Origin of the sequence: Herbidospora solisilvae, from assembly GCF_009901565.1 — a bacterium.
Lineage (GTDB): Bacteria > Actinomycetota > Actinomycetes > Streptosporangiales > Streptosporangiaceae > Herbidospora > Herbidospora solisilvae.
This window is the reverse complement of record NZ_WXEW01000004.1, coordinates 171,016-195,676: the sequence shown is the minus strand read 5'-3', so window position 1 is coordinate 195,676 and position 24,661 is coordinate 171,016. Positions and strand designations below refer to the sequence as shown.

The 24,661-nt window shown below is 70.6% G+C and carries 27 protein-coding genes; 13 read left to right on the top strand and 14 right to left on the bottom strand.

Translation table 11 applies throughout. From position 1 onward, the window contains the following. Positions 1 to 33: 33 nt before the first annotated feature. The 3 genes from lipB to GT755_RS14225 are packed head-to-tail and all read right to left on the bottom strand — an operon-like array spanning position 34 to position 2,400. Positions 34 to 702: a lipoyl(octanoyl) transferase LipB gene (gene lipB, locus GT755_RS14235; RefSeq protein WP_034382636.1), complete on the bottom strand. Its 669-nt coding sequence runs from the start codon at positions 700 to 702 to the stop codon at positions 34 to 36. Next, positions 699 to 1,448 (bottom strand): Type 1 glutamine amidotransferase-like domain-containing protein, encoded by a 750-nt coding sequence (locus tag GT755_RS14230; protein ID WP_161480200.1) that lies wholly within the window; start codon positions 1,446 to 1,448, stop codon positions 699 to 701. The genes lipB and GT755_RS14230 overlap by 4 nt, the downstream gene beginning before the upstream one ends. Before the next feature lie 58 nt (positions 1,449 to 1,506). Further along, positions 1,507 to 2,400, bottom strand: coding sequence for a TIGR01777 family oxidoreductase (locus tag GT755_RS14225; RefSeq protein ID WP_161480199.1), 894 nt, complete (start codon positions 2,398 to 2,400; stop codon positions 1,507 to 1,509). Between the two features lie 397 nt (positions 2,401 to 2,797). Here GT755_RS14225 and GT755_RS14220 point away from each other — a divergent pair, with 397 nt between their 5' ends. Further along, positions 2,798 to 3,775: a PLP-dependent cysteine synthase family protein gene (locus GT755_RS14220; protein ID WP_161480198.1), complete on the top strand. Its 978-nt coding sequence runs from the start codon at positions 2,798 to 2,800 to the stop codon at positions 3,773 to 3,775. Between the two features lie 226 nt (positions 3,776 to 4,001). Here GT755_RS14220 and sucB read toward each other — a convergent pair whose 3' ends face one another. The 6 genes from sucB to GT755_RS14190 all read right to left on the bottom strand — a co-directional run bounded on the left by sucB (position 4,002) and on the right by GT755_RS14190 (position 11,101). After that, the gene (gene sucB, locus GT755_RS14215) at positions 4,002 to 5,489 is read right to left on the bottom strand and encodes a 2-oxoglutarate dehydrogenase, E2 component, dihydrolipoamide succinyltransferase (protein ID WP_161480197.1); all 1,488 of its coding nucleotides are present in this window, start codon (positions 5,487 to 5,489) and stop codon (positions 4,002 to 4,004) included. A 29-nt stretch (positions 5,490 to 5,518) separates the two neighbouring features. Beyond that, the gene (gene lpdA, locus GT755_RS14210; RefSeq protein WP_161480196.1) at positions 5,519 to 6,901 is read right to left on the bottom strand and encodes a dihydrolipoyl dehydrogenase; all 1,383 of its coding nucleotides are present in this window, start codon (positions 6,899 to 6,901) and stop codon (positions 5,519 to 5,521) included. A gap of 67 nt (positions 6,902 to 6,968) precedes the next feature. Then, positions 6,969 to 8,495, bottom strand: coding sequence for a leucyl aminopeptidase (locus GT755_RS14205; RefSeq protein ID WP_161480195.1), 1,527 nt, complete (start codon positions 8,493 to 8,495; stop codon positions 6,969 to 6,971). Positions 8,496 to 8,532: 37 nt separating this feature from the next. Continuing rightward, positions 8,533 to 9,303, bottom strand: a complete 771-nt coding sequence (locus tag GT755_RS14200; RefSeq protein ID WP_161480194.1) for an adenosylcobinamide-GDP ribazoletransferase — start codon at positions 9,301 to 9,303, stop codon at positions 8,533 to 8,535. Next, complete coding sequence (locus GT755_RS14195) at positions 9,300 to 10,271, bottom strand: bifunctional adenosylcobinamide kinase/adenosylcobinamide-phosphate guanylyltransferase (protein WP_161480193.1); 972 nt, start codon at positions 10,269 to 10,271, stop codon at positions 9,300 to 9,302. Before GT755_RS14195 ends, GT755_RS14200 begins: the two co-directional genes overlap by 4 nt. Before the next feature lie 170 nt (positions 10,272 to 10,441). Then, positions 10,442 to 11,101 carry an SCO2322 family protein gene (locus tag GT755_RS14190; RefSeq protein ID WP_161480192.1) on the bottom strand — a complete coding sequence of 220 codons (660 nt, stop codon included), beginning with the start codon at positions 11,099 to 11,101 and terminating at the stop codon, positions 10,442 to 10,444. Positions 11,102 to 11,218: 117 nt separating this feature from the next. Between GT755_RS14190 and GT755_RS14185 the strand changes: the two genes are divergently transcribed. Beyond that, positions 11,219 to 11,428, top strand: coding sequence for a hypothetical protein (locus GT755_RS14185; protein ID WP_081898196.1), 210 nt, complete (start codon positions 11,219 to 11,221; stop codon positions 11,426 to 11,428). Positions 11,429 to 11,462: 34 nt separating this feature from the next. Here GT755_RS14185 and GT755_RS14180 read toward each other — a convergent pair whose 3' ends face one another. After that, positions 11,463 to 12,467, bottom strand: a complete 1,005-nt coding sequence (locus tag GT755_RS14180) for an aldo/keto reductase family protein (protein ID WP_161480191.1) — start codon at positions 12,465 to 12,467, stop codon at positions 11,463 to 11,465. 30 nt (positions 12,468 to 12,497) lie between these two features. After that, positions 12,498 to 13,058: a DUF3043 domain-containing protein gene (locus GT755_RS14175; protein WP_285579450.1), complete on the bottom strand. Its 561-nt coding sequence runs from the start codon at positions 13,056 to 13,058 to the stop codon at positions 12,498 to 12,500. Positions 13,059 to 13,269: 211 nt separating this feature from the next. Here GT755_RS14175 and GT755_RS14170 point away from each other — a divergent pair, with 211 nt between their 5' ends. From GT755_RS14170 to GT755_RS14145, 6 genes are read left to right on the top strand one after another with little or no spacing between them, the layout of a single operon-like run. Continuing rightward, complete coding sequence (locus tag GT755_RS14170; protein ID WP_081898195.1) at positions 13,270 to 14,064, top strand: PspA/IM30 family protein; 795 nt, start codon at positions 13,270 to 13,272, stop codon at positions 14,062 to 14,064. After that, complete coding sequence (pspAA, locus tag GT755_RS14165; RefSeq protein WP_062351547.1) at positions 14,064 to 14,342, top strand: PspA-associated protein PspAA; 279 nt, start codon at positions 14,064 to 14,066, stop codon at positions 14,340 to 14,342. Before GT755_RS14170 ends, pspAA begins: the two co-directional genes overlap by 1 nt. 4 nt (positions 14,343 to 14,346) lie before the next feature. Continuing rightward, complete coding sequence (htpX, locus tag GT755_RS14160) at positions 14,347 to 15,240, top strand: zinc metalloprotease HtpX (protein ID WP_030450482.1); 894 nt, start codon at positions 14,347 to 14,349, stop codon at positions 15,238 to 15,240. Further along, a complete protein-coding gene (gene pspAB, locus GT755_RS14155) occupies positions 15,240 to 15,788 on the top strand; it encodes a PspA-associated protein PspAB (protein ID WP_161480189.1) in 549 nt (182 codons plus the stop codon). Before htpX ends, pspAB begins: the two co-directional genes overlap by 1 nt. A 9-nt stretch (positions 15,789 to 15,797) precedes the next feature. Next, positions 15,798 to 16,535 (top strand): maleylpyruvate isomerase family mycothiol-dependent enzyme, encoded by a 738-nt coding sequence (locus tag GT755_RS14150; RefSeq protein WP_161480188.1) that lies wholly within the window; start codon positions 15,798 to 15,800, stop codon positions 16,533 to 16,535. A 56-nt stretch (positions 16,536 to 16,591) separates the two neighbouring features. After that, positions 16,592 to 17,305, top strand: coding sequence for an SIMPL domain-containing protein (locus GT755_RS14145; protein WP_161480187.1), 714 nt, complete (start codon positions 16,592 to 16,594; stop codon positions 17,303 to 17,305). A gap of 3 nt (positions 17,306 to 17,308) precedes the next feature. Here GT755_RS14145 and nadA read toward each other — a convergent pair whose 3' ends face one another. Continuing rightward, positions 17,309 to 18,463, bottom strand: a complete 1,155-nt coding sequence (nadA, locus tag GT755_RS14140) for a quinolinate synthase NadA (RefSeq protein ID WP_161480186.1) — start codon at positions 18,461 to 18,463, stop codon at positions 17,309 to 17,311. A 160-nt stretch (positions 18,464 to 18,623) separates the two neighbouring features. Between nadA and GT755_RS14135 the strand changes: the two genes are divergently transcribed. Together GT755_RS14135 and GT755_RS14130 are read left to right on the top strand one after the other, a co-directional pair. Next, complete coding sequence (locus GT755_RS14135; protein WP_030450477.1) at positions 18,624 to 18,977, top strand: HesB/IscA family protein; 354 nt, start codon at positions 18,624 to 18,626, stop codon at positions 18,975 to 18,977. Positions 18,978 to 19,122: 145 nt separating this feature from the next. After that, positions 19,123 to 20,109, top strand: coding sequence for a carbohydrate kinase family protein (locus GT755_RS14130; protein WP_285579475.1), 987 nt, complete (start codon positions 19,123 to 19,125; stop codon positions 20,107 to 20,109). Between the two features lie 37 nt (positions 20,110 to 20,146). On the opposite strand, the gene GT755_RS14125 is transcribed toward GT755_RS14130, so the two are convergent. Next, a complete protein-coding gene (locus tag GT755_RS14125; RefSeq protein WP_030450475.1) occupies positions 20,147 to 20,386 on the bottom strand; it encodes a sulfurtransferase TusA family protein in 240 nt (79 codons plus the stop codon). A 47-nt stretch (positions 20,387 to 20,433) separates the two neighbouring features. Beyond that, positions 20,434 to 21,567, bottom strand: a complete 1,134-nt coding sequence (locus GT755_RS14120) for a cysteine desulfurase family protein (protein WP_161480185.1) — start codon at positions 21,565 to 21,567, stop codon at positions 20,434 to 20,436. 239 nt (positions 21,568 to 21,806) lie between these two features. Between GT755_RS14120 and ctaC the strand changes: the two genes are divergently transcribed. The 3 genes from ctaC to GT755_RS14105 are packed head-to-tail and all read left to right on the top strand — an operon-like array spanning position 21,807 to position 24,612. After that, a complete protein-coding gene (gene ctaC, locus GT755_RS14115) occupies positions 21,807 to 22,574 on the top strand; it encodes an aa3-type cytochrome oxidase subunit II (RefSeq protein WP_231515278.1) in 768 nt (255 codons plus the stop codon). Beyond that, positions 22,571 to 24,220: an aa3-type cytochrome oxidase subunit I gene (ctaD, locus tag GT755_RS14110; RefSeq protein ID WP_161480184.1), complete on the top strand. Its 1,650-nt coding sequence runs from the start codon at positions 22,571 to 22,573 to the stop codon at positions 24,218 to 24,220. The genes ctaC and ctaD overlap by 4 nt, the downstream gene beginning before the upstream one ends. Then, positions 24,217 to 24,612 carry a cytochrome c oxidase subunit 4 gene (locus tag GT755_RS14105; protein WP_161480183.1) on the top strand — a complete coding sequence of 132 codons (396 nt, stop codon included), beginning with the start codon at positions 24,217 to 24,219 and terminating at the stop codon, positions 24,610 to 24,612. Before ctaD ends, GT755_RS14105 begins: the two co-directional genes overlap by 4 nt. The last annotated feature ends 49 nt before the right edge of the window (positions 24,613 to 24,661 follow it).

The following is a 24,661-nucleotide window of genomic DNA, read 5'->3' as shown; positions in this document are numbered from 1 at the left end:
CCAATTCCGATGCGTTATCCGTCGCGGGTCGCGTCAGCGGCGCCCGAGCAGTTCCTCTTCGAACATCGACACCGGCTCGGCCCCGAACGCGTCGCCGAGACGTTTCTCGGCGAACGGGATGACCTCGTCGACCGTGATGCGCCGGCCGGTCTCGGCCGACAACGAGGTGACGCCCGCGTCGGGGATGCCGCAGGGCACGATCCGGTTGAACCAGCTCAGGTCGTTGGCGCAGTTGAGCGCGAAGCCGTGCATCGTCACGCCGCGCTCCACCCGGATGCCGATCGCGCCCAGCCGCCGGTCGGGGATGCCGTGATGGGCCTCGCCGCGCACCCAGACCCCGGGCCGCCCCTCGACCCGCCCGGCGACCACGCCGAAGTCGGCGCACACCTGGATCAGGACCTCTTCGAGGAGGCGTACGTAGGGGATCACGTCGTCGATCTTCACGATCGGGTAGCCGACGAGCTGGCCGGGGCCGTGCCAGGTGACGCTGCCGCCCCGGTCGACGTCGATGACGGGGGTGCCGTCGGACGGCCGGTCGTGGGGGCGGGTGCGCTTGCCGGCCGTGTAGACCGGCGCGTGCTCCAGGAGCAGGGCCGTGTCGGGCAGTTCGTCGGCGACCCGGCGCCGATGGACGACCCGCTGCAGGCTCCACGCCTGTTCATAGGGGACATCGACACCAAGTCGGACGATCGCCAGCCTCACACGTCAACTGTAGACGCGAGTCGCCGTGGTTCGATACGGAACTCCTTGACCCCTTCTTCACCATCTCTTTCGATCCGGTACGCGTATCCGTTGGGGTCGACCGTCACGGCCTGGATGAACTCGGTGCCGACGTAGTGGAGCGCGACGCCCTCGTCGGCGGCGTAACCGTCGGGCAACTCGCCCGAGGCGACCGAGCGCTGCAGCAGGTCACGGCGCTGGACGTCGCTGTTGTAGTGGACCCCGCACGAGTAGGGCAGCAGCCCGAGCCCCTCGGCCCACGGCCGCAGCTCCGGCCCGAACGAGTCGGTGTTGCCGCCCACGTGCCAGCACAGCGCGCCCGCGCTCTGGCCCGACAACACCACGCCGCTTTCCCACGCCTCGGTCATCGCCTCGTCGAGGCCGTGGAGCCGCCACAGCGCCATCAGGTTGGCGACGCTGCCGCCGCTGACGTAGACGGCGTCCTGCTCCAGCAGCCACTCACGCGGGTCGTCGACGTTGGGCATCGGGAACAGCGCCAGGTGGCTGAGGTCGACGTCGAAGGACCGGAAGGCCTCGTACATCTTCAGCAGCCACTCGGAGGAGTCGCCGACCGCTGTGGCGATCAGGCCCAGCCGGGGCCGGTCGACGCCGGTCAGGTCGAGCACGTAGCGCAGCAGGCCGGTGGCCTCCATCGTGCCGAAGCGCTCCGTCTGGCGGAACGAACCGCCACCGATGGCGACGATGTGCGACTGCCCGCTGCGTCCCATGCTTCACTCCCGTCTCGTCGGGCCGAATGAGGGGGCCCATGCTACGGGAGACGTCCCCTCACCGCAGGGCGTCTGCCAGGGCTTCCTTGATCGTGGGATGCGAGAAATGGTGCCCGGCCGCCGTTAGCCGCGCCGGCACCGCCCGCTGCCCCATCAGGATGCCCTCCTCGGCGAACCCGCCGACGGCGGTCTTCAGCACGAACCCCGGCACGGCCAGCGGCATCGAGGGCCGCTTCACCGCCGCCGCGACCTCCTTGGTGAACCTCCTGTTGGTCACCGGCTCGGGCGCCGTCAGGTTGACCGCGCCGTCGATGTCGGCCCCCAGCAGGAACCGCGCGGCGCTCACCCAGTCGGGCACCGAGATCCACGACAGGTACTGCTCGCCCGACCCCAGGGGAGCGCCCAGCCCGATCCGGAAGATCGGCAGGATCTGCCCCAGCATCCCGCCCCGCTTGGACAGCACCACGCCCGTCCGCATGGTCACCACCCGCATGCCCGACTCGCGGGCGGGCTGCGCGGCCTCCTCCCAGGCCCCGCAGACGTCGGCCAGGAACCCGGCCCCCCGGGGCGAGGTCTCGTCGACGACCCGGTCGCGGGTGTCGCCGTAGTAGCCGACCGCCGACCCCGACAGCAGCACCGACGGCGGCTTGTCCATCGCGTTGAGCGCCCTGACCAGCGTCGAGGTGCCCTTCCTGCGGCTCTCCATGACCGTCTTCCGGTACGCGTCGGTCCACCGGTGGTCGCCGATGCCCGCCCCCGCGAGATGGACCACCGCCTCGACGCCCGCCAGGTCGGCCGGGTCGAGCACCCCGCCAGAAGGGTCCCACTGGACCTGTCCGGGGCCCGTGGGCGGCCTGCGGACCAGCGAGAGCACCTCATGGCCCGACTGGCGCAGGGAGGCGGTCAGCGCCGTCCCGATGAGGCCCGAGGCCCCCGTCACCGCGATCTTCATAACCACCCCTTCGTAGCGCGCCCCCGTTCGGTGACGTACCGGACGCGGACTCGTTCAAACGTGTTCCCTGATGGACGGTGACCGGAGCGACCACCCCCGAGACCTCCCGGCGCAAGGTCGTCGAGACAAAACCAAGAGACAACACCTTTCCCTCCGTTACGGCTCCCGCCCACCCCGGCCCCGACCACCGCCCCCGCCTGGTCACCGCAACCGGCGCCCACCTCCGCTCCCGCCCCCACCGCCACGTCCAGGCTGGCCGCCACGACCACCGAACGCCCCACACGGAAGGGGCGAGGTGGCCGCGGCCGTGGTCAGGGCGCGCCTGATCCGCGCCGTGACGCGCTCGCTCGTAGCGAATGGGCGCGGTCCTCCGAGTCGCGCCTGACATGGTGAAGCGGTGAACTGGACCACGCGAGCACTGGAAACGCTGGCGATCGGCGAGCCCACACCGCTGATCGACTTACCGGTGCCGGCGCCCGGGATCAGGCTGCTGTTGAAGGACGAGTCGGCGCAGCCGACGGGGAGCCTGCGGCACCGGCACGCCAGGGCGCTGTTCCGCCAGGCCGTGCTCGACGGGTCGGTCACCGAGGGCGTGACCGTGGTGGAGGCGACCGGTGGCAACGCGGCCGTGGCCCAGGCCTGGTTCGCGCGGCGGCTCGGGCTGCCGTACATCGTGGTCATGCCGGGCGAGCGCAGCCAGGCGCGGGCACGTCCGGTGGAGGAACTTGGCGGAGAATGCCGATTCGTGACGCCGCCGCCGGCGATCTACGAGGCCGCCCGGGCGATCGACGGGCACTTTCTCGACCAGTTCGGGCGGGCCGCGCCGCACGACCTGGCGGAGGAGCTGTTCGGGCAGGTGCGGCCTGACTGGGTGGTGACGGGCGCGAGCACCGGAACGACCTCGGCCACCCTCGGCCAGTGGATCCGGGCCCACGGTGAGGACTGCCGGGTCGCGGTGGCGGATCCCGAGAATTCGGCCTACTTCCCCGGATGGACCCTCGACGTGCCCGACTACGGCACCGGGATGCCCTCACGGATCGAGGGCATCGGACGCCCACGCGTAGAGCCGGGCTTCCGGCCCGACCTCGTGGACCTGGTCGTCCCCGTGCCCGACGCGGCCAGTGTGGCGGCGGCCCGGCACATCCGCGAGGTGACCGGGCTGCCGGTCGGCGCCTCCTCGGGCACCGCGTTGTGGGCGGCGCTGGAGCTGGTGGAGCGCATGCGGGCCAGGGGAGAGACGGGCACGGTGGTGTCGCTGCTCGGCGACGCGGCCCACCGGCATCTGGCGACCTGTCACGACGACGGGTGGGCAGCGGGGAGAGGGCTGGACGTCGGACGGCACACGGGCACTCTGCGGCAGCGCACCGGCATGTGACCCGCATCGGCGTGCGGCTCGGGGGCTGACCCGGGTAGCGGTGCTCTGGCGGAGGATGCCGAGGCTGACGACCGGCCGTCTCATCCGGCGCTCGGCCTCATCCCGCCCCGCACTGCGCACGTCCAGTGAACGGTGATGGCCGTGGCCCTCCAGGGACCCGGCGTTTCCCCGTACACGCGAGAACCCCCGCTCAGCCACGAGGCCGAACGGGGGTTCCGACATGTGGCTAGGCCAAGCCGAGCTGGCCCTCGAAGCGGCCCTCTTCGAGACGGCGCTTGACCGTCGTCAGGAAGCGGGCGGCGTCGGCGCCGTCGACCAGGCGGTGGTCGTAGGTCAGCGCCAGGTAGACCGTCGAGCGGACCGCGATGACCTCGCCCTCGGGCGAGTCGACGACAACCGGGCGCTTCACGACGACGCCGGTGCCGAGCATGCCGACCTGCGGCTTGTTCAGGATCGGCGTGTCGAACAGGGCGCCGCGGCTGCCCGTGTTCGTCAGCGTGAAGGTGCCGCCGGCGATGTCGTCGGGGCTGATCTTGTTGGTGCGGGTGCGCTCGGCCAGGTCGGCGATCTTGCGGGCCAGCCCGGCGATGTTGAGGTCGCCGGCGCCCTTGACGACCGGGACGATGAGGCCCTTGTCGGTGTCGACCGCGATGCCGAGGTTCTCGACGTCGTGGTAGGTCACCTCGCTGGTCTCGTCGTTGATCACGGCGTTGAGCTTGGGGTGGACCTTGAGGGCCTCGACCGCCGCCAGCGCGAAGAACGGCAGGAACGACAGCTTGACGCCCTCGCGAGCCTCGAACGCCGCCTTGGCCCGGTCGCGCAGCCGCGCGATGCGGGTCACGTCGACCTCGACGACCGTGGTGAGCTGGGCCGTGGTCTGCAGCGAGTCGAGCATGCGGTCGGCGATGACCTTGCGCAGGCGGGACATCTTCTGCGTGGTGCCGCGCAGGGTGGTGTCGACCTGGATCGGCGCGGGGGCGGCCGCCGCGGCGGGGGCCTGCTGCGCCGGCGCGGCCGGAGCGGCGGCGGGGGCCGCCGGAGCCTGGGCGGTGGCGCGCTCGCGCTGCACGCGGGCGGCCTCGATGACGTCCTGCTTGCGGATGCGGCCGCCGACGCCGGTGCCGTTGAGCTCCTCGAGGTTCACGCCGTGCTCGGTGGCGAGCTTGCGGACCAGCGGGGTGACGTAGGGCGTGTCACCCGACGGCGCCGGGGCGGCCGGGGCCTGCTGGGCCGCCGGGGCCGGCTGGGGGCTCTGCGGCGGGGCCGGGGGAGCGGGCTGCGGGATCGAGGAGATCGGCGCGCTCTGCGGGGCCGGCTGCTGGACCGGCTGCTGGACCGGCTGCGGGGCGGGCGCGGGGGGCTGCGGGGCCGGGGCGGCCTGAGCCTGCACGGGCTCCGGCTCCGGCTCCGGCTCGGGCTCGGGTTCCGGCTCGGGAGCGGCCGCGGGCGGCTCCTCCTGCGCGGCCGGCGCGCCGCCGTTGGCGTCGATGACGGCCAGCTCGGCGCCGACCTCGACGGTCTCGTCCTCGGAGACCAGGATCTTCGTCAGGTAGCCGGCGGACGGCGAGGGGATCTCGGTGTCGACCTTGTCGGTCGACACCTCAAGCAGCGGCTCGTCGGCCTCGACGTGGTCGCCCTCCGACTTCAACCAGCGGGTGACGGTGCCCTCGGTCACGCTCTCGCCGAGCTGGGGCATGGTTACGGAGACAGGCATGGTGAGTCTTCGTCTTCCTTAGAGGGCTCTTAGTTGTGGACGTGGAGGGGTTTGCCGGCCAGGGCCAGCATGGCCTCGCCGAGGGCCTCGGACTGCGTCGGGTGCGGGTGGATGAGCTGCGCCACGTCGCCCGCCGTCGCCTCCCAGTTGTAGATGAGCTGCGCCTCGGCGATGAGCTCGCCGACCCTGGCGCCGACCATGTGCACGCCCAGTACGCGGCCGCCGTCCTTCTCGGCGACGACCTTGACCTCGCCCTGGGTCTGCAGGATCTTGCTGCGGCCGTTGCCCGCGAGGTTGTAGCTCAGCTCGACCACGTCGTGGCCGCGCTCGCGCGCGGTCGCGCCGCTGATGCCGACCGAGGCCACCTCGGGCTCGGAGTAGGTGATGCGCGGCACGCCGTCGTAGTCGATCGGCACGACCGGCAGGCCCGCGATGTGCTCGGCGACCAGGATGCCCTCGGCGAAGCCGACGTGGGCCAGCTGCAGCGTGGGGATGAGGTCGCCCACGGCGTAGACGCCCGGGACGCTGGTCTGGCAGAACTCGTTGACCAGGACGTAGCCCCGGTCCATCGAGACGCCCTGCTCCTCGTAGCCGAGCCCGGAGGAGACCGGGCCGCGCCCGACGGCCACCAGCATGAGCTCGGCGTCGAGGGTCTTGCCGCCCTCCAGGGTGACGACGACCCCGGTGTCGGTGGTCTTGACGCTCTCGAAGCGCTGACCGAGTTCGTATTTGATGCCGCGCCGGCGGAAGGCCCGCTCCAGCAGCTTGGAGTTGGACTCGTCTTCAAGCGGGAGCAGGTGGGGCAGCGCCTCGACGATGGTCACCTCGGCGCCGAAGGAGCGCCACACGCTGGCGAACTCGACGCCGATGACGCCGCCGCCGAGGATGATCACCGACGACGGCACCCGGTCGAGGACCAGGGCGTGGTCGCTGGTGATGACGCGCTGGCCGTCGATGTCGAGGCCGGGCAGCGACTTCGGCACCGAGCCGGTGCCGAGCACCACGTTGCGCCCGGTGTAGACCTCGCCGTTGACGGTGACCTGGTTGGGACCGGTGAGCCGGCCCTCGCCCTCGACGACGGTGATCTTCTTGCTCTTGATGAGACCCTGCAGGCCCTTCCAGAGCCCGCTGATCACCTTGTCCTTGTAGGCGAGCACGCCCGGCACGTCGATCCCGTCGAAACGGGTCTTCACGCCGAAGGACTCGCCTTCACGCGCCTGGTCGGCCAGCTCCGCGGCGTGCAGCAGCGCCTTGGTGGGGATGCACCCCTGATGGAGGCACGTGCCGCCCACCTTGGCCTTCTCGATGAGAACGACGCTCTTGCCGAGCTCGGCCGCCCGCAGGGCGCAGGCGTAGCCGCCGCTACCGCCGCCTAGGACAACGATGTCGAAGGGGCCGCTGCCTTCAGCCACTGGAAAGCTCCCTAATGAATACTGCCGTGGTACGGCATCTTTTCACTTGTCTTTGATGATCGTGCGCTCAGCCCGCATAGCGCTCGGCGATGGCGACGAGCGTGCGGGTGATGGCTCCGGTGCCGCCCTTGGGGGTGTAACCGTAGGGCTCGCCCTTGTTGAAGGCCGGTCCCGCCATGTCGATGTGGGCCCAGTCAACCCCGTCGGGGACGAACTCGCGCAGGAACACGCCCGCCGCCAGCATGCCGCCCCACCGTTCGGGGTGGAGGTTGGCGATGTCGGCCACCTGCGAGTCGAGCCCCTTGCGCAGCTCGGCGGGCAGGGGCATGCCCCACACGCTCTCGCCCTGCGCCCCGGCCAGCTCCACCACGGCGCCGCGCAGGTCGTCGTCATTGGTCATGACCCCGGCGGTGCGCCACCCGAGGGCGACGATCTGCGCGCCGGTCAGGGTGGCCACGTCGACGATCAGGTCGGGCGAGTCCTCGGCGGCGCGGGCGATGCCGTCGATGAGCACCAGGCGCCCTTCCGCGTCGGTGTCGAGGACCTCGACGGTCTTGCCGCTGTAGGTGTGGAGCACGTCGGAGGGCCGCTGGGCGGTGCCCGAGGGCATGTTCTCGGCCAGGCACAGGTAGCCGACGGCGTTGACGTGGAGCCCGAGGCGCGAGACCGCCAGCAGGGCTCCGAGCACGGCGGCCGCGCCGCCCATGTCGGACTTCATCCAGTCCATCGACGCGGACGGCTTGAGTGACAACCCGCCGGAGTCGAACGTGATTCCCTTGCCGACGAACGCGAGCGTCTTGGCGGCCTGCGGGTGGGAGTAGGCCACTCGGACCAGCCGCGGCGGCCGGGACGAGCCCTGGCCCACGCCGACGATGCCGCCGTAGCCGTTCTCCTTCAGCGCGATCTCGTCGAGCACCTCGACGGTCAGCCCGTTCTTGCCGCCGATCTCCTCGGCGATCTCGGCGAACCGGGCCGGCCACAGGTCGGACGGCGGGGTGTTCACCAGGTCGCGGACCAGGGTGACCGAGTCGGCCAGCGTGGCGGCGCGCCGGACCGCGCTCTCGGCCTCGGGGGCGGAGGTGACCAGCTCCACCTCGGCCAGCGGCGCCTTCTGCTGCCCGTTGGTCTGGTAGCGGCTGAAGACGTAGGCCCCCAGGAGGCTGCCGACGGCCACCGCCTCGACCTCTTCGGCCGTGGTGGCGGGCAGCGCGACGGCGGCGGACGCCGTTCCGGCCAGTGCGCGGGCGGCGGCGCCCGCGGCGCGGCGGAGGGTCTCCAGTTCCAGGGACTCGCCGTCGGCGGGCGGGGCGCCGAGCCCCACCGCCACGACGAGCGGCGCCGGGATCGCGCCGAACGTGGGGAACTTGGCGATCTCCTCGGGCTTGCCCGCGAAACCCATCGCGGTCAGCGTGGCGGCGAGCCGTCCGCCGAGGGCCTGATCGAGCCCGGCGGCCCCGGCCGCGGCCTGTGGGCCCTGCGGGGTGGCGTGGATGCCGATAACGAGGGCATCGGTCTCTATGGAGACCGTGTCAGATGCATTGACGCGCACTGTGGTCACGTGAGCCGATGCTAGCTGTGCTTTCTCCGTACTCATAAACTCGGGTTCGTCCTACCAATAGGTTGGGGGATGTTTACAGGTCGGTGAACGTCACCGCACTGGCGAGCAAGCACGCCGCGGTCGCGACCTCGGCGAGCGCTCCGAGCACATCCCCCGTGATCCCCCCGAGCCGCCCGACGGCGGTGGCGAGGATGACCCAGGCGACGGCCAGCCCGATGGGCACCGCGCTGACCAGCACCGGAACGTCGCGAAACGCGATCATAGCGACGATCAGCAAGGTGCCAGTAGACGCCAACGCCTCCGGCACCCGCACTGTTCCCGCGACGAGGCTGCCCAGCCCCTCCTCTCTCGCTGCCCGGAAACGGGGCGTGCACGCCCACGTGACGGCCAGCCTTCCGGTCGCCACGGCCACGGGCAACGTCCACAGGGCATGGGGCCCCACCTGACTCAGCGCGCTGACCTGGAGCCCCACGCAGAAGATCAGCGCGACCACCCCGAACGGCCCGATGTCGGAGTGCTTCATGATGGCCAGCGCCTCGGGCGCGCTCTTCCGGCTCCCGAGGCCGTCGGCCAGGTCGGCCAGCCCGTCGAGGTGAAGCGCCCGCGTCAGCAATGCGAGGGTGCCGACGGCGAGCAGCCCGGCCGTCGTCCCCCCGAGCCCCAGCCACCGGGCCCCCTGGAAGACGAGCGCCGCGATCACCCCGAGCAGCACCCCGACGAGCGGCCCGAGCACCATCGCCCGCCCGGCGATCCGCGAGTCGACCGGCGAATGCCGCGGCACCGGCAGCACGCTCAGCAGGGAGACGGCCAGCCACCAGGCGTTCACCCAGTTCCGCAGGGTCATGGCAGGGGGGTGACGCGGCCCGCGACGACCAGGGCCGCCTCCTCCGACTCGTCGGCGAGGCGGCGGTTCAGCTCGCCTAGGGCGTCGCGGAAGGTCCGCCCCGACGCGTGGCCGGGGATCACGCCCAGGCCCACCTCGTCGCTGACCAGCACGATCCTGGCCCGGGTCGCCCGCCAGGCCGCGACCAGCCCGTCACAGGCGCCGCGGACCCGGCCCGGGTCGTCCCAGGCGGCGAGGTCGTCGAAGACGCCCGCCAGCCAGGTGCCGAGCCCGTCGATCAGCACCGCGCCGGCCTCGGCGGCCAGCACGTCTTCGAGGTCGCGGGTCTCCCTGGTCCGCCAGTGGGCCGGGCGGCGGTTCCGGTGGGCGGCGATCCGGTCGGCCCAGGCCGCGTCGCCGTGGGCGTCGCCGGTGGCGACATAGAGGACGTCCGGCTCACCGGCGAGCCGCAGCTCCGCCTCCTCAGACTTCCCCGAGCGGGTCCCGCCCAGCACGATCGCCCGGTGCGGCCCCATCGGATCGTGGGCGGCCCGGCCGGAGGTCTCCAGCACCGTCCCGTCAGGCACCTGGACGGCGCCCCAGTAGGCCAGCCGCCGATCGAGCTCGGCCTCCGACCGGATCCGGTGGTCGAGCCCCACGGCCACCACCTGGGTCGCCCGGTTCACCAGGCCCCGCGCGCGCAGCGCCCCGAGCCGGAAGGGGTCGTCGAGCAGATCGATCAGCACCAGGTCGAACGCCGGCCCGGGACCCGCTCCACCGGGCCCGTTGGCGAACAGCAGACTGCCCCCGTCGGGCCCCACGACGATGTCGCCGTCGTCGGTCCGGGTCAGCTCGTAGCCGTCGAGGGGGGCGTTGTCGTCGACGACCACGGACAGGGGCCGCCGCTCGCGCCGCACCGACCGGCACGACGCGCACCCGTCGGACGGCCACCCCCCGGGCCCGCCGGTCCCGCTCAGCTCGACCTTCAACCCCGTCTCCCCTTCATGCGTGAACCCATGAGCCCACCCCGGAGCACTCCGTCAGCCCTGGAGACCTGGGGCGGTGGCGCGATCCGTACCGGAAACGAGACCGCCGCCCGAAACCCTAGAGGGCCGGGCGGCGGTCGCCGTGCGCGGGTTCGGGGCTGGGGGAACAGGTTTCAGGCCGACCGGCGGCGCAGGAGGAAGAAGACGCCCACCCCCGCCGCGACCGCGACCGCGCCGCCTGCGGCGAGCAGGACGACGGGAGCGCCGCCCTCCTGCGGCGCGGCGGCCGAGGGGGCGCCGGCCGCCTGACTGATCGGCAGCTCCTTGCCCGTCGTGTTGTTCTTGGCGGGGTAGCCGCTGACGGCCAGCACGTTGCCGCTGTCGTCGACCCTCGGCCGGGTCGCCTCCGAGGAGAGCAGCTGGAGTGACGTGGCCGACGAGGGGGCCACGACACAGGTCACGGTGCTCTGGGGCGGGGTGTCTCCGGGGTAGGCGTCGACCTCGCCGTCGCCGAAGTCGACCGCCAGGACGACCCGCTTGCGGCCCGAGGCGGCGGCCTGTCCGCCGCAGACGTCGTCGAAGGCGGGCACCTCGCGGGGCGAGTCGGTGCCGGTGCCGTCGGGGGAGACGCCGAAGCGCCAGCCGATGACCGAACCGTCGGCCGGCACCGCGCCGGCCTCCGGCGCGAGCCAGGCCAGGCCGTCGCTCTGCCAGAAGGTCCACTGGCGGGGGGTGTCGGGCCCGGGCTGGGGTGCGAACGCCGCGACCGCGGCCAGGGCCACCGCGCCGAGTATGACGCGGATCAGTGCTTTGCGGGGGTGTGAGGGCAGCATGGAATGGCCTCCGTGCTCGGGTGATGACGCTCGGGGAGATCTCGGGGAGATAGGGTTCCCAGGCACCCTTCGGATTTCCCCTTGAGGGAACGACCGGCCGCGAACAGGAGCATAGGCATGACATGGCGCTGGCGTTATGAAAACGCTAATGGTGGTGAGGTATCCGCCGCCGATTTGTCGCGCGAGGTATTTCCCAGTCAGGCCGACGCCGAGTCGTGGCTTGGAGAAAGCTGGCGTGACCTGCTGGAATCCGGAGTCGAACAGGTGACGCTGCTCGACGGCGACCGGGTCGAATACCAGGGCATGTCATTGCGTCCACAGGAATGAAAAAGGCCCGCCGAGAATGGCGGGCCTTTTGTTTTCAGGGGCGCTTCTTGGGAGCGTTGGTACTCGTGAGGGAGGGGTCGCGCACGACGACCGGGCCGAGGATGTCGTCGACCTTCTTCATGACGTCGGCGTCGAGCTTGACCCCGGCCGCCTTGACGTTGTCGCGCACCTGCTCGGGCCGCGAGGCGCCGACGATCGCCGACGACACGTTGGGGTTCTGCAGCACCCACGCCACCGCGAACTGGGCCATCGAGAGTCCCAGGTCGGCGGCCACCGGCTTGAGCTCCTGGACGCGGGCCAGCAGGTCGTCGTCGAGCATGCGCTTGATGAAGTTGCCACCGCTCGGGTCGAGCGCCCGTGAGCCCTCGGGCGGCGGCTGGCCCGGCAGGTACTTGCCGGTCAGCACGCCCTGGGCGATCGGCGAGAACACGATCTGGCCGATGCCCTCCTTCTCCGACAGCGGCACGACCTCGCCCTCGATGACCCGCCACAACGCGGAGTACTGCGGCTGGTTGGAGACGATGCGGTCGAAGCCCATCTGGTCGGCGAGCTTCAGCGCCGCGGCGATCTGGTCGGCGGTCCACTCGCTGACGCCGATGTAGAGCGCCTTGCCCTGCCGCACGATGTCGTCGAAGGCCCGCAGCGTCTCCTCGAGCGGGGTCTCGACGTCGTAGCGGTGGGCCTGGTAGAGGTCGACGTAGTCGGTCTGCAGGCGGCGCAGGGAGCCGTTGATCGACTCCATGATGTGCTTACGCGACAGCCCCCGGTCGTTGCGCCCCTGCCCGGTCGGCCAGTAGACCTTCGTGAAGATCTCCAGCGACTCGCGGCGGACCCCCTGGAGGGCGCGGCCCAGCACCTCCTCCGCGCGGGTGCCCGCGTAGACGTCGGCGGTGTCGAAGGTCGTGATGCCCTCGTCGAGGGCGGCCTTCACGCAAGCGCGGGCGGCCTCCTCTTCGACCTGGGAGCCGTGGGTGATCCAGTTGCCATAGCTGATCTCGCTGATGACGAGGCCACTTCGGCCCAAATGGCGGAATTCCATGGGCCAACTCTAGACAACCAGAACGAAGTTCTACTTCTTGGGGGAGCTGTCGGGAACCGGGGCGCCACCAGGCCGAACGGTCGGCTTGGGGAAGCGCAGCCGCCGGATCTGCGACGACCGCATGGCGGCGTAGAAGCCGACGCCCTTCAGGTCTTCGTCGGGGAAGCGCGCGGCGGCGAGCTTCTTGACCCGGCCCGCGACGTAGAAGGAGCTGCCGACCACCAGCACCAGCACCACCGGCAGCGACATCGTGTAGACGGTCAGCACCCAGCGCCGGATCTCGATCGGGAAGGGGATCATCGACAGCAGCATGATGACCAGCACGGCGGGCAGGAAGTACTGCCCCGGAAGCCTGCGGGCGTCGACGAAGTCGCGCGCGAACTTCCTGACCGGGCCCCGGTCGCGGGCCGGGAGATAACGGTCTTCGCCGCGCATCATGCCCTCGCGGGCCTTCTCGCGGAGCAGACGGTCACGCTCGCGGGCCTGCCGATAGGCCTCTTTGCGGTTCTTCGGCGCGGTGACAGGTGACCGCCGGCGCCCCTGGGCCTCCGCGCGCTTGGGCGTCGGACGGCCCTTCGCCGGGGTCGTCACAGGCTTAGGATCAACATCAGGGACGGGGGTAGCGTCCGTGGTGGTCTGGGTACGACGTCGGAACACGTTGTCCAGCGTACCGGGAGTGCAACTTAGTGACGCCCCCGTGCGTTATGCGTAGGGTGAACCCAGGCGGCCTTGGCCGCCTTTGCGGGGCTTGAAACGGCTGGGGTTACCCACGCACAACCTAAGAAGGGGACGGCCGACGCGCATGAGCGTGATGAAGAGACTTTCCATGATCTTCAGGTCCAAGGCCAACAAGGCCCTGGACAAAATGGAGGATCCGCGGGAAACCCTGGACTACTCATATCAGCGCCAGCTCGAGTTGCTCCAGAAGGTACGGCGCGGCGTGGCGGACGTGGCGACCAGCCGCAAGCGGGTCGAATTGCAGATCAACCAGGCCGAGGCCGAGGCCGCCAAGCGTGAGCAGCAGGCGAAGAGCGCCCTGGCCGCCGGTCGCGAAGACCTGGCCCGCGACGCCCTCTCGCGCCGCACCGCCATCCAGGCCCAGGTGGCCGACCTGCGCATCCAGTACAACAACCTGCAGGGTGAAGAGGAGAAGCTGACGCTCGCCAGCCAGCGCCTCCAGTCCAAGGTCGACGCCTTCCGCACCCGGAAGGAGACGATCAAGGCCACCTACACCGCCGCCGAGGCGCAGACCCGGATCAACGAGGCCTTCTCCGGCATCTCCGAGGAGATGGGCGACGTCGGCCTGGCGATCCAGCGCGCCGAAGACAAGACGGCCCAGATGCAGGCCCGCGCGGGCGCCATCGACGAGCTGCTGGCCAGCGGCGCGCTCGACGACTACACCGGTCAGCGCGACGACATCCAGGCCGAGCTCGACCGCATGGGCGCCGGGGGCGACGTGGAGCTGGAGCTGGCCCGCATGAAGGCCGAGCTGGGGCAGGGCCCGGCGCCGAAGAGCGCCATCGAGCAGGGGCAGCCGGCCGCGCAGCCGCAGCCCCAGCACACCCAGCAATACCGTCAGCCGGGGGAGGCACAGTAGTGATCGTCAGAATCATGGGGGAGGGGCAGGTCCAGATCGCCGACGGCGATCTCGGCGTGCTCAACGACCTCGACACCGAACTCGAGTCGGCCATCGAGGCCGACGACGAGACCACGTTCCGATCCGCGCTGCACGCGCTTCTCGACAAGGTCCGCCATGTCGGCAAGCCCCTCGCGGACGATGCCCTTGAACCGTCTGAGCTGATTCTGCCCCCCGCGGACGCCTCGATCGACGAGGTCCGGGAGATGCTGGGCGACCAGGGGCTCATCCCGGGTTAGCGCCGTGTCCCGGTTCAGGCCCGACTCCGGGCTGACCCGCCGCATGGTCCTGACCATGTTCCTGCTCGGCCTGCTCTATGTCGTGTTCGTGGCGGTGCTCATCGCCGCCGGGGCGCGGGCGGTCGTCGTCCTGGTCATCGCCGCGGGCTTCCTGCTGGTGCAGTACTTCTTCTCCGACAAGATCGCGTTGTACGCGATGGGCGGCAGAGAGGTGTCACCGCAGGAGGCTCCGCAGCTCCACGCCGTGATCGACCGCCTGAGCGCCCTGGCCGACATGCCCAAGCCCCGCGTGGCCGTCGCCGACAGCGACGTGCCGAACGCGTTCGCGACCGGGCGCAACCAGAAGAACTCCGTCGTCTGCGTGACGACCGGCCTGCTCCGGCGGCTCGACCCGCCCGAGCTCGAAGGCGTCCTGGCCCACGAGATGTCCCATGTGGCCCACCGTGACGTCGCGGTCATGACGATCGCCTCGTTCCTCGGCGTGGTGGCCGGGCTGATGACCCGGTTCGCCCTGTACGCCGGCCTCGGCCGCAACCGCGACAACCAGGGCGGCCTGCCGATCGGCCTGATCATCGTGCTGGTCTCCACGATCGTCTACTGCGTCAGCTTCGTGCTGACCCGGCTGCTGTCGCGCTACCGCGAACTGGCCGCCGACCGGGCCGGGGCCTATCTCACCCAGCGTCCGTCCGCGCTGGCCAGCGCCCTGACCAAGGTCTCCGGCGAGATCGCCCGCATCCCGACGCGCGACCTGCGCGAGGCGCAGTCGTTCAACGCGTTCTACTTCGCGCCCGCGCTGAACCGGGCGAGCGTGGCGACGCTGTTCGCCACCCACCCGCCGCTGGAGAAGCGGCTCGAACAACTCGCCCGGATCTCCGGCGAACTCGGCAGGGAGGCCTGATGGGCTGGTTCGACGCGCTGCTCGGCCGTTCGAAACAGGCCAGGCCCGATCTCGACGCGCTGTTCGCGCTGCCGTCGGCCGCGGTGACGCTGCAGGTCGCGACCGCGTTCGGGCCGGCCGGCGTGGGGTCGGTCTGCTTCCGCGCCGCCGAGGGGGCCGCGTTCGCCCGTCTCCAGGACGACGTGCGGCAGCTCGTCGGCAGCCCGGAGATCACCAGCGACGACTACGGCTTCACGTGGCTGACCGTGCGCGACGACGACGTGTCCTCACTGGTGACCAACCTCCACGGGGCCAACTCCAGCCTGGAGGGCGCCGGGTTCGGCTCCTCGCTGCTGTGCACGACCGTCGTCTTCGCCGATCCCGGCGGGCGGCGGCTCGCCCTGGTATATCTCTACAAGCAGGGCACGTTCTACCCGTTCGCCCCACTGCCGGGCCAGCGGCGCGACAACGCCCTGGAACTGCAGGCGCGCGGCACGCTCGCGGGCGACCTGCCCATCGAGGCCGACCTGTCCCGCTGGTTCGCGGTGTGGGGAGCGCCCGGACTGTAGGGGGGGCCTGTGGACCAGCGGGAGTACGCCGACGCGGTGGCGGCGCAGATCACCGCGATGGCCGACGCCGTGCGGGGGCACGACCTGGCCAGGCCCGTGCCGACCTGCCCCGGCTGGAGCCTGCGCGACCTGGTCGAGCACACCGGGAGCACTCATCGCCGGGCCGCGATCGTGGCCGGGGAGGCCCGCCAGGAGCGGCTCGACCGCGCGGCCGTCGACCTGGGCCTGCCCGCCGACGACGGCGGCTACGCCGACTGGTTCGCCGCCGGGGCCGAACCGCTCAGAAGGGGCCTGCTGGCCCACGACCCGTCGACGGTCGTCTGGACGTGGGCCGGCCCCCGACCCGTGGTCTGGTGGGCCCGCCGCCAGCTCTGCGAGAACGCCGTCCACGCCGCCGACGCCGCCATCGCCCTCGGCCAGGCCCCGCGTATCGACGAGGCCGTCGCCGCCGACGGCGTGAGCGAACTGCTCGACAACCTCCCCTACGCCGACTGGAGGCCCCGCGACCTGACCGGCGACGGCGAGCGGCTCTCGTGGCAGTCCGACACCGGCGTGGGCTTCCTCGTCACCCTCTATCCCGACGGCTACACCTACGAGCCGTCCGCCATGCCCGGCGAGGTCACCGTCCGCACCTCGACGGCGGCCGACATCCTGCTGCTGATGTGGGGCCGCCGCGGCTACGGCGACTACTCCGTCGAGGGCGACTCGGCCCTGCTCAAGCGGTGGGCCGACAACTCCACGATGTGACCAAGGAGGCGTGGCGCGGCGGCCCGGCGGACCGGGGTGGTGATGGGATCGCGCCCATGATCACCTTCAGGTACGCGACCGCGGCCGCCTTCCTCGCCGCCGGACTGCTGACCACCCCGGCGGCGTTCGCCGCCACGCCCGCCGGGTATGCCGGGGTGGTGGCAGACGACGCGAAGATCACCGTCACCGGCAACGGCGCCGTCTCGGCCGCCCCCGACCGCATGCGCCTCCAGGCCGGCGTCGAGGTCCGCCGCGCGACGGCCGGGGCCGCGTTCGGCGACGCCCGCAGGGCCGCCGCGACCCTCCGCACCGCCCTGCTGAACGTCGGCGTCGACGAAGACGACCTGCGCACCAGCGAGATCACCCTCGGCCCCGAATACGACGACTACCCGAAGGTCGCCGGCTACCGCGCCGGGCACGGCGTCGAGGTGCTCGTCCGCGACCTCGGCATCGCCGACCGGGTGGTCGACGCCGTCGCCTCCGCCGGGGAGGAGGCCCGCCTGAACGGCATCTCCTTCGAGATCGGCGACCCCGCGACCGCGCTGGCCGCCGCCCGCGACGCCGCGTACAAGGACGCCGAGACCAAGGCCAGGCAGTACGCCAAGCTGACCGGCCGCAGGCTCGGCCGGGTGCTGAGCGTCAGCGAAGACGGCGAGGGGCGCGCCCCGATCCCGTTCGAGGGCGTCCACCTGATGGCGGCCGACAAGTCGATCTCGCCGGGCCGCCAGTCGGTGGGCGTCAACGTCAGGGTCGTCTTCGAGCTCCGCTAGCCGTTACGGCAGCGCCAGCATGCGGTCGAGCGCGACCTTGGCCCAGTGGGTGGTCTCCGGGTCGACCGTGATCTGGTTCACGACCTGTCCCGCCGCCAGCGACTCCAGCGAGCGCACCAGGTGGGGCAGGTCGATGCGGTTCATCGTCGAGCAGTAGCAGACGGTCTTCTCCAGGAACATCACCGTCTTGTCGGGGAACATCGCTCCCAGCCGCCGCACCAGGTTGAGCTCGGTGCCCACGGCCCAGGTCGACCCGGCCGGGGCGGCCTCCAGCTGCTTGATGATGTACTCGGTCGACCCCACGTAGTCGGCCTTGGTGACCACCTCGTGGCGGCACTCGGGGTGGACCAGCACGTTCACGCCGGGGACGCGGGCCCGCACGTCGTCGACGTTCTCGGCGGTGAAGCGGCCGTGGACCGAGCAGTGGCCGCGCCAGAGGATCATCTTGGCGTTCCTGAGCTGCTCGTCGGTCAGGCCGCCGTTCGGGCGGTGCGGGTTGTAGACGACGCAGTCGTCCAGCGAGAGGCCCATCTCCAGCACGGCGGTGTTGCGGCCCAGGTGCTGGTCGGGCAGGAACAGCACCTTCTCGCCCTGCTCGAAGGCCCAGTCGAGGGCCCTCTTGGCGTTGGACGAGGTGCACACCGCGCCGCCGTGCCGCCCGCAGAACGCCTTGATGTCGGCGCTGCTGTTCATGTACGTCACCGGCACCGTGACCCCGGCGATCCCGGCGTCCTCCAGCACCTCCCAGGCCTCCTCGACCTGGTCGAAGGTGGCCATGTCGGCCATGGAGCAGCCGGCCGCCAGGTCGGGCAGGATCACCTTCTGCCGGTCGGAGGTCAGGATGTCGGCCGACTCGGCCATGAAGTGGACGCCGCAGAACACGATGAACTCGGCCTCGGGCCGGGCCGCCGCCTCGCGGGCCAGCTTGAAGGAGTCGCCCGTCACGTCGGCGAACTGGATGACCTCGTCCCGCTGGTAGTGATGGCCCAGCACGAACAGCCGGTCGCCGAGCGCCTCCTTGGCCTTGCGGGCCCGCGCCACCAGCTCCGGGTCGGACGCGGGGGGCAGCTCACCGGGGCAGTCGACACCGCGCTCACTGTGCGGGTCGACGCCCTGCCCGAGGACGAAGAGCGGAAGACTCGTGGTCGTCACGACCACACCCCCTTCGGGGACTTATCGTCGAACTGACGACTAATAATTACACATCCGCTTTGGGAGGTATTCCCCTGGGGTGTCCGGACCGGGAATGTAGGGACAGGGCCAACGTGTTGCTACCGTTCTAGAAGGACGTCAGATACAGACGCTGGGAGTCACCAAGATGTCGGTTGAGAGCAGCGAGACCACGAAGCAGGGCCTGATCCTGACTGACGCGGCCGCCGCCAAGGTCAGCAGCCTGCTGGAGCAGCAGGGCGAGGAGGGTCTGCACCTCCGCGTCGCCGTGCAGCCGGGGGGCTGTTCCGGCCTCCGTTACCAGCTCTACTTCGACGACCGCTCGATGGACGGCGACGTTGTCTCCGACTTCGGCGGCGTCTCGGTCGTGACCGACCGGATGAGCGCCCCCTACCTGATCGGTGCGACGGTCGACTTCGTCGACACGATCGAGAAGTCGGGCTTCACGATCGACAACCCGAACGCCACGGGTTCCTGCGCCTGCGGCGACTCCTTCAACTAAGGAGCGCCCGGCCAGACACCCGCGCACCCTGCTCGGGCGCGCGGGTGTCTCGCCATGTCCCGGGTCAGCCTGAATATCGCGTATTCTTGCGGGGCTCGCGATCCGGCGGGCGTCCACGCGCTGCTGACAACGAGGAGATCACCCCGTGCGCATCGCCGTCACCGGCTCCATCGCGACCGACCATCTGATGACGTTTCCCGGCCGCTTCGGCGACCAGCTCATCGCCGAGCAGCTCGACCGCGTGTCGCTGTCGTTCCTCGTCGACGAGCTGGAGATCCGGCGCGGCGGCTGCGCGGGCAACATCGCGTTCGGCATGGGCGGCCTGGGGCTGCGGCCGATCCTCGTGGGCGCGGTCGGCGACGACTTCGCCGACTACCGGTCGTGGCTGGAGCGCCACGGCGTCGACTGCGACTCCGTGCACATCTCCGAGCTCCACCACACCGCGCGGTTCCTGTGCACCACCGACCAGGACCACAACCAGATCGCGTCGTTCTACACCGGCGCGATGGCCGAGGCCCGCAACATCGAGCTCGGCCCGATCGCGGCCCGCGTCGGCGGCCTCGACCTCGTGCTGATCGGCCCCAACGACCCCGACGCCATGCTGCGCCACACCTCCGAGTGCAAGTCGCGCGGCATCCCGTTCGCCGCCGACATCTCCCAGCAGCTCGCCCGCATGCCCGGTGAGCAGATCCGCGAGCTGATCGACGGCGCGGCCTACCTCTTCTCCAACGACTACGAGAAGGGGCTCATCGAGCAGAAGACCGGCTGGTCCGACGAGGAGGTCCTCGACCGCGTCGGCGTGCGGATCACCACGCTCGGCCCCAAGGGTTCCCGCATCGACCGCAAGGGCGAGCCGTCGATCCACGTCTCCCCGGCCCCCGAGCGCGGCAAGGCCGACCCGACCGGCGTCGGCGACGCGTTCCGCTCCGGCTTCCTGGCCGGCCTGACCTGGGGCCTGAGCCTGGAGCGCTGCGCCCAGATCGGCAACCTGACCGCCACCCACGTGCTGGAGCGCGTCGGCGGCCAGGAATACGAGCTCGGCCAGGCCGACTTCCTGGAGCGCTTCGGCGCCTGCTACGGCAAGGACGCCGCCGAGGAGGTCGGCGCCCACCTGCGCTGCCTGCGCCCGTAGCCCCGACGCGAAAGGCCGCCCTTCGGGGCGGCCTTTTTCAGTACTGCCGGCGTACGTGGATCGCCCAGCCGCCCTGCGGCAGCTCGTAGCTCTCGACGTGCTGGTGGGACTTCAGGCGGCACCAGGCCGGGACGTCGGTGAAGGCGGCCGGGTCGTCGGCCAGCACCGAGATCACCGCCCCCACGGGCACCTCGCCGACGCGCTCGGCCAGCATGATGATCGGAATCGGGCACTTGCGGCCCAGCGCGTCGATGGTCAGCGCGGCCGGCGGAATCACCGGCGCAGGCGCTTCGGCAGGCGGCTCGGGCGACTTCTTACGCCAGATCACTGCACCCCCAGACGCTGGCGGACGCGACGCACGATGTCGGGGAGAACGGTGAGGAACCGCTCGACATCGTCTTCGGGTATCCCACGGGGCAGCGATACCCGGACGTTTCCATGCGTAAGCACGCCCATCGCCTCCAGTACGTGTGATGGACGAAGCGTACTCGCCGTACACGAACTTCCTGACGAGACGGCGAAACCGGCCTTGTCGAGTTCGGTCAGGAGCACCTCGCCGTCGACGTACAGGCACGAGAAGGTCACCAGGTGGGGGAGGCGGTCCACCGGATCGCCGATCACCTCGACGTCGGGGACCCGGCGCGGGACCTCGGCGCGGATCCGGTCGACCAGCGCCGACAGGCGGGCGTTCTCAGCCGCCGACTCGGCCGCGCGGGCGCGCAGCGCCGCCGCGGCGGCCACCACGGCGGGCACGTTCTCGTAGCCCGGCACCCGGCGCAGCTCCCGCTCGTCCTCCGGATAGGGCGAGCGCCAGCGGGTGCCCTTGCGCACCGCCAGCACCCCGACCCCGGCGGGCCCGCCCCACTTGTGGGCGCTGGCCGTCAGCACCGACCAGCCCGGCGGGATCGGCAGCCGCCCGGCCGACTGGGCCGCGTCGACCACCAGCGGCACCCCCGCCGCCCGGCACGCCTCGGCCGCCTCGGCCACCGGCTGGAGGGTGCCGACCTCGTGGTTGGCCGTCTGGAGCGCCGCCGCCGCGACCCCCTCGGCGGCCACCGCCTCGGCGAAGGCGGGCAGGTCGACCCGCCCGGTGATCGCGACGCCTATGGTCTGTACGCTGCCTCCGGCCCCCTCGTGGACGCCCGCCGCGTGCAGCACGCTCGAATGCTCGACCGCGCTCACCACCAGGTGACGCCCGGCCCTGCGCCGGCCCTGGAGCGCGCCGAGGACGCCCAGGTGGACGGCCTGCGTGCCCGACGTGGTGAACGACAGTTCGTCCGGGCGCGCGCCCAGCACCTCGGCGATCTCGGCCCGCGCCTGGTCGAGCAGCAGCCGCGCCCGTCTGGCCGAGCCGTAGAGCCGGGCGGGGTCGGCCCACCCCACGTCGAGGGCCGCGAGCAGTGCTTCGCGGGCCGCTGGGTGGAGGGGCTCGGTCGATGCCGCGTCGAGGTACGCCACAGTGAGGACATTAACGGGGGCTGGAACGAGGACCGGTGCCGGTCCGCGCTAAAGTGTCTCGGCATTGAAGTGAATCAAGTAAAGCGGGGGAGAAGATTCCCCCGGCTGTGTGGAATCCTCGAAAACCGCCCAGGGGTGTGCCCCATGGGCTTCAAGTGTGGGGTAGGCGATCCGTGAGTCCGACCCGCCGTACGACACGGCGATCGTTGGCCCGCCGCCGGCTGCCCAGTCTCGCCGGTGTGGCGGTTCTGGTCGCGTCCGCGTCGGCGTGTAGTTCCGAGGCAGCAGACCAGTGGTCCCGGCTGGCCCAGCCCGAGCCGCAGACGCGGCAGGGCAACCTGATGCTCGACCTGTGGCTGGGCTCGTGGGTGGCCGCCTTCGCGACGTTCGTCGTCGTCTTCGGCCTGATCGTGTGGTCGGTGCTGTTCCACCGCCGGCGGAAGAACTCCGACCAGCAGCTGCCGCCCCAGGTGCGGTACAACCTGCCGATCGAGATGCTCTACACGCTCGTTCCGCTGGTCATGGTGGCGGTCTTCTTCTACTTCACCGCGCGCGACGAGGCCGAGATCATCAAGGTCTCCGGCACCGCCCCGGTGAAGGTCAAGGTCGAGGGCTACCAGTGGAGCTGGCGCTTCACGACCGAGGCCCAGGGCAAGACCGCGACGGTGGCCGGCGTCCCGGTCGACCTGTCGAAGCAGAGCACGACCAACCCGCAGGGCCCGCAGCTCGTGCTGCCGGTCGGCACCAAGGTCGAGTTCGCCCTCGAGTCGCCCGACGTCATCCACTCGTTCTGGGTGCCGGCGTTCCTCTTCAAGCAGGACGTCATCCCGGGCGTGCACAACAAGTTCGAGCTCGACACCCTCGACAAGACCGGGGTGTTCTTCGGACGGTGCGCCGAGCTGTGCGGTGTCGACCACAGCAAGATGTTGTTCTCGGTCAAGCTGGTCCCGCAGGCGGAGTTCGACCAGTACATGACCACCCAGTCTGCGGCGGGAGGCGCCCAGTGACCGCCGCACAGCCCTATCGCAAGGGCTCGGTCGTCGTGAAGTGGCTGACGACGACCGACCACAAGATCATCGGTCATCTCTACCTGATGACCTCGTTCGTGTTCTTCCTCATCGGCGGCGTCATGGCCCTGGTCATGCGCGCCGAGCTGGCCCAGCCGGGCCTGCAGGTCGTCTCGAACGAGCAGTTCAACCAGCTGTTCACCATGCACGGCACGATCATGCTGCTGATGTTCGCGACCCCGCTGTTCGCGGGCTTCGCCAACGAGCTCATGCCGCTGCAGATCGGCGCCCCTGACGTGGCGTTCCCGCGCCTCAACATGGTGAGCTACTGGCTCTACCTGTTCGGCAGCATCATCGCCGTCGGCGGCTTCTTCACCCCGGGCGGCGCGGCCGCCTTCGGCTGGACCGGCTACGCGCCGCTGTCGAGCGCGGTGACCTCGCCGGGCATCGGTGGCGACCTGTGGATCATGGGTCTGGCCCTGTCGGGCCTGGGCACCATCCTCGGCGCCGTCAACTTCATCACCACGATCATCTGCATGCGCGCACCCGGCATGACGATGTTCCGCATGCCGATCTTCACCTGGAACATCCTGCTCACCAGCATCCTGGTGCTGCTGGCCTTCCCGGTGCTCGCGGCGGCGCTGCTGGTGCTGGAGGCCGACCGGAAGCTCGGCGCCCACGTCTTCGACGCCGCCAACGGCGGCGCGATGTTGTGGCAGCACCTGTTCTGGTTCTTCGGCCACCCCGAGGTCTACATCATCGCCCTGCCGTTCTTCGGCATCATCACCGAGGTCCTGCCGGTCTTCAGCCGCAAGCCGATCTTCGGCTACATCGGCCTGGTCGGCGCGACCATCGCCATCGCGGGCCTCTCAGTGACGGTGTGGGCGCACCACATGTTCGTCACCGGCCAGGTACTGCTGCCGTTCTTCAGCTTCATGACGTTCCTCATCGCCGTACCGACGGGCGTGAAGTTCTTCAACTGGATCGGCACGATGTGGCGAGGGCATCTCAGTTTCGAGACGCCGATGCTCTTCGCCGTGGGCTTCCTGGTCACCTTCCTCTTCGGTGGCCTGACCGGCGTCATCCTGGCCTCGCCGCCGCTCGACTTCTCGATCTCCGACTCCTACTTCGTGGTGGCCCACTTCCACTACGTGGTGTTCGGCACGGTCGTGTTCGCGATGTTCTCCGGCTTCTACTTCTGGTGGCCGAAGTTCACCGGCAAGATGCTGAACGACAAGATCGGCAAGGTCCACTTCTGGACGCTGTTTTTCGGCTTCCACCTGACCTTCCTGGTCCAGCACTGGCTGGGTGTCATCGGCTTCCCGCGCCGCTACGCCGACTACGCGGCGGTCGACGGCTTCACCGACCTGAACATGATCAGCTCGGTCGGCGCCTTCCTGCTCGGCGCGTCCACCCTGCCGTTCCTCTGGAACGTCTGGACGACCTGGCGCAACGCGCCCATGGTCACGGTCGACGACCCGTGGGGCTACGCCGGCTCGCTTGAGTGGGCCACCTCCTGCCCGCCGCCGCGGCACAACTTCCACCGGCTGCCCCGCATCCGGTCGGAGCGCCCGGCGTTCGACCTCAAGTACCCGCACATCACGCCTGGCCAGGCCCAGCCGGAGATCGAGGAGGTCAAGTCGTGAAGGTCCAGGGATGGATGTTCATCCTCACCGGCGCGTTCTTCGCCGCCGCCGACGTCGTCTACTGGTTCTGGTCCAAGGAGGTGACCGGCACCACCGCGATGGCGATCTCGGTGGGCCTCGCCTTCATGATCGGCTACTACCTGCTGTTCACGGCCCGTCGCATCGGCGAGCAGCCCGAGGACGACAAGGAGGCCGAGATCAGTGACGGCGCGGGTGAGCTGGGCTTCTTCAGCCCCCACTCGTGGTGGCCGCTGTTCGTGTGCCTGTCGGCCGCGCTGACGTTCTTCGGCTTCGTCATCGGCTGGTGGCTCTTCATCATCGGCGTCTTCGCGGTGATCATGAGCACGATCGGCTTCGTCTTCCAGTACTACCGCGGGCACTTCTCGCACTAGTTCCCGCAGCTTGGTCCCGGTTCGCCTTGGGCGGGCCGGGACTTTTTCT

Bases quoted from the DNA above. Each gene is read 5' to 3' on its own strand.
- GT755_RS14185 (WP_081898196.1), top strand. From the start codon at position 11,219: ATGACATGGCGCTGGCGTTATGAAAACGCTAATGGTGGTGAGGTATCC.
- GT755_RS14190 (WP_161480192.1), bottom strand. From the start codon at position 11,101: ATGCTGCCCTCACACCCCCGCAAAGCACTGATCCGCGTCATACTCGGC.
- GT755_RS14170 (WP_081898195.1), top strand. From the start codon at position 13,270: ATGAGCGTGATGAAGAGACTTTCCATGATCTTCAGGTCCAAGGCCAAC.
- GT755_RS14205 (WP_161480195.1), bottom strand. From the start codon at position 8,495: ATGAGTACGGAGAAAGCACAGCTAGCATCGGCTCACGTGACCACAGTG.
- pspAB (WP_161480189.1), top strand. From the start codon at position 15,240: ATGGGCTGGTTCGACGCGCTGCTCGGCCGTTCGAAACAGGCCAGGCCC.
- sucB (WP_161480197.1), bottom strand. From the start codon at position 5,489: ATGCCTGTCTCCGTAACCATGCCCCAGCTCGGCGAGAGCGTGACCGAG.
- GT755_RS14230 (WP_161480200.1), bottom strand. From the start codon at position 1,448: ATGGGACGCAGCGGGCAGTCGCACATCGTCGCCATCGGTGGCGGTTCG.
- GT755_RS14180 (WP_161480191.1), bottom strand. From the start codon at position 12,467: ATGGAATTCCGCCATTTGGGCCGAAGTGGCCTCGTCATCAGCGAGATC.
- GT755_RS14225 (WP_161480199.1), bottom strand. From the start codon at position 2,400: ATGAAGATCGCGGTGACGGGGGCCTCGGGCCTCATCGGGACGGCGCTG.
- GT755_RS14200 (WP_161480194.1), bottom strand. From the start codon at position 9,303: ATGACCCTGCGGAACTGGGTGAACGCCTGGTGGCTGGCCGTCTCCCTG.
- GT755_RS14145 (WP_161480187.1), top strand. From the start codon at position 16,592: ATGATCACCTTCAGGTACGCGACCGCGGCCGCCTTCCTCGCCGCCGGA.
- GT755_RS14135 (WP_030450477.1), top strand. From the start codon at position 18,624: ATGTCGGTTGAGAGCAGCGAGACCACGAAGCAGGGCCTGATCCTGACT.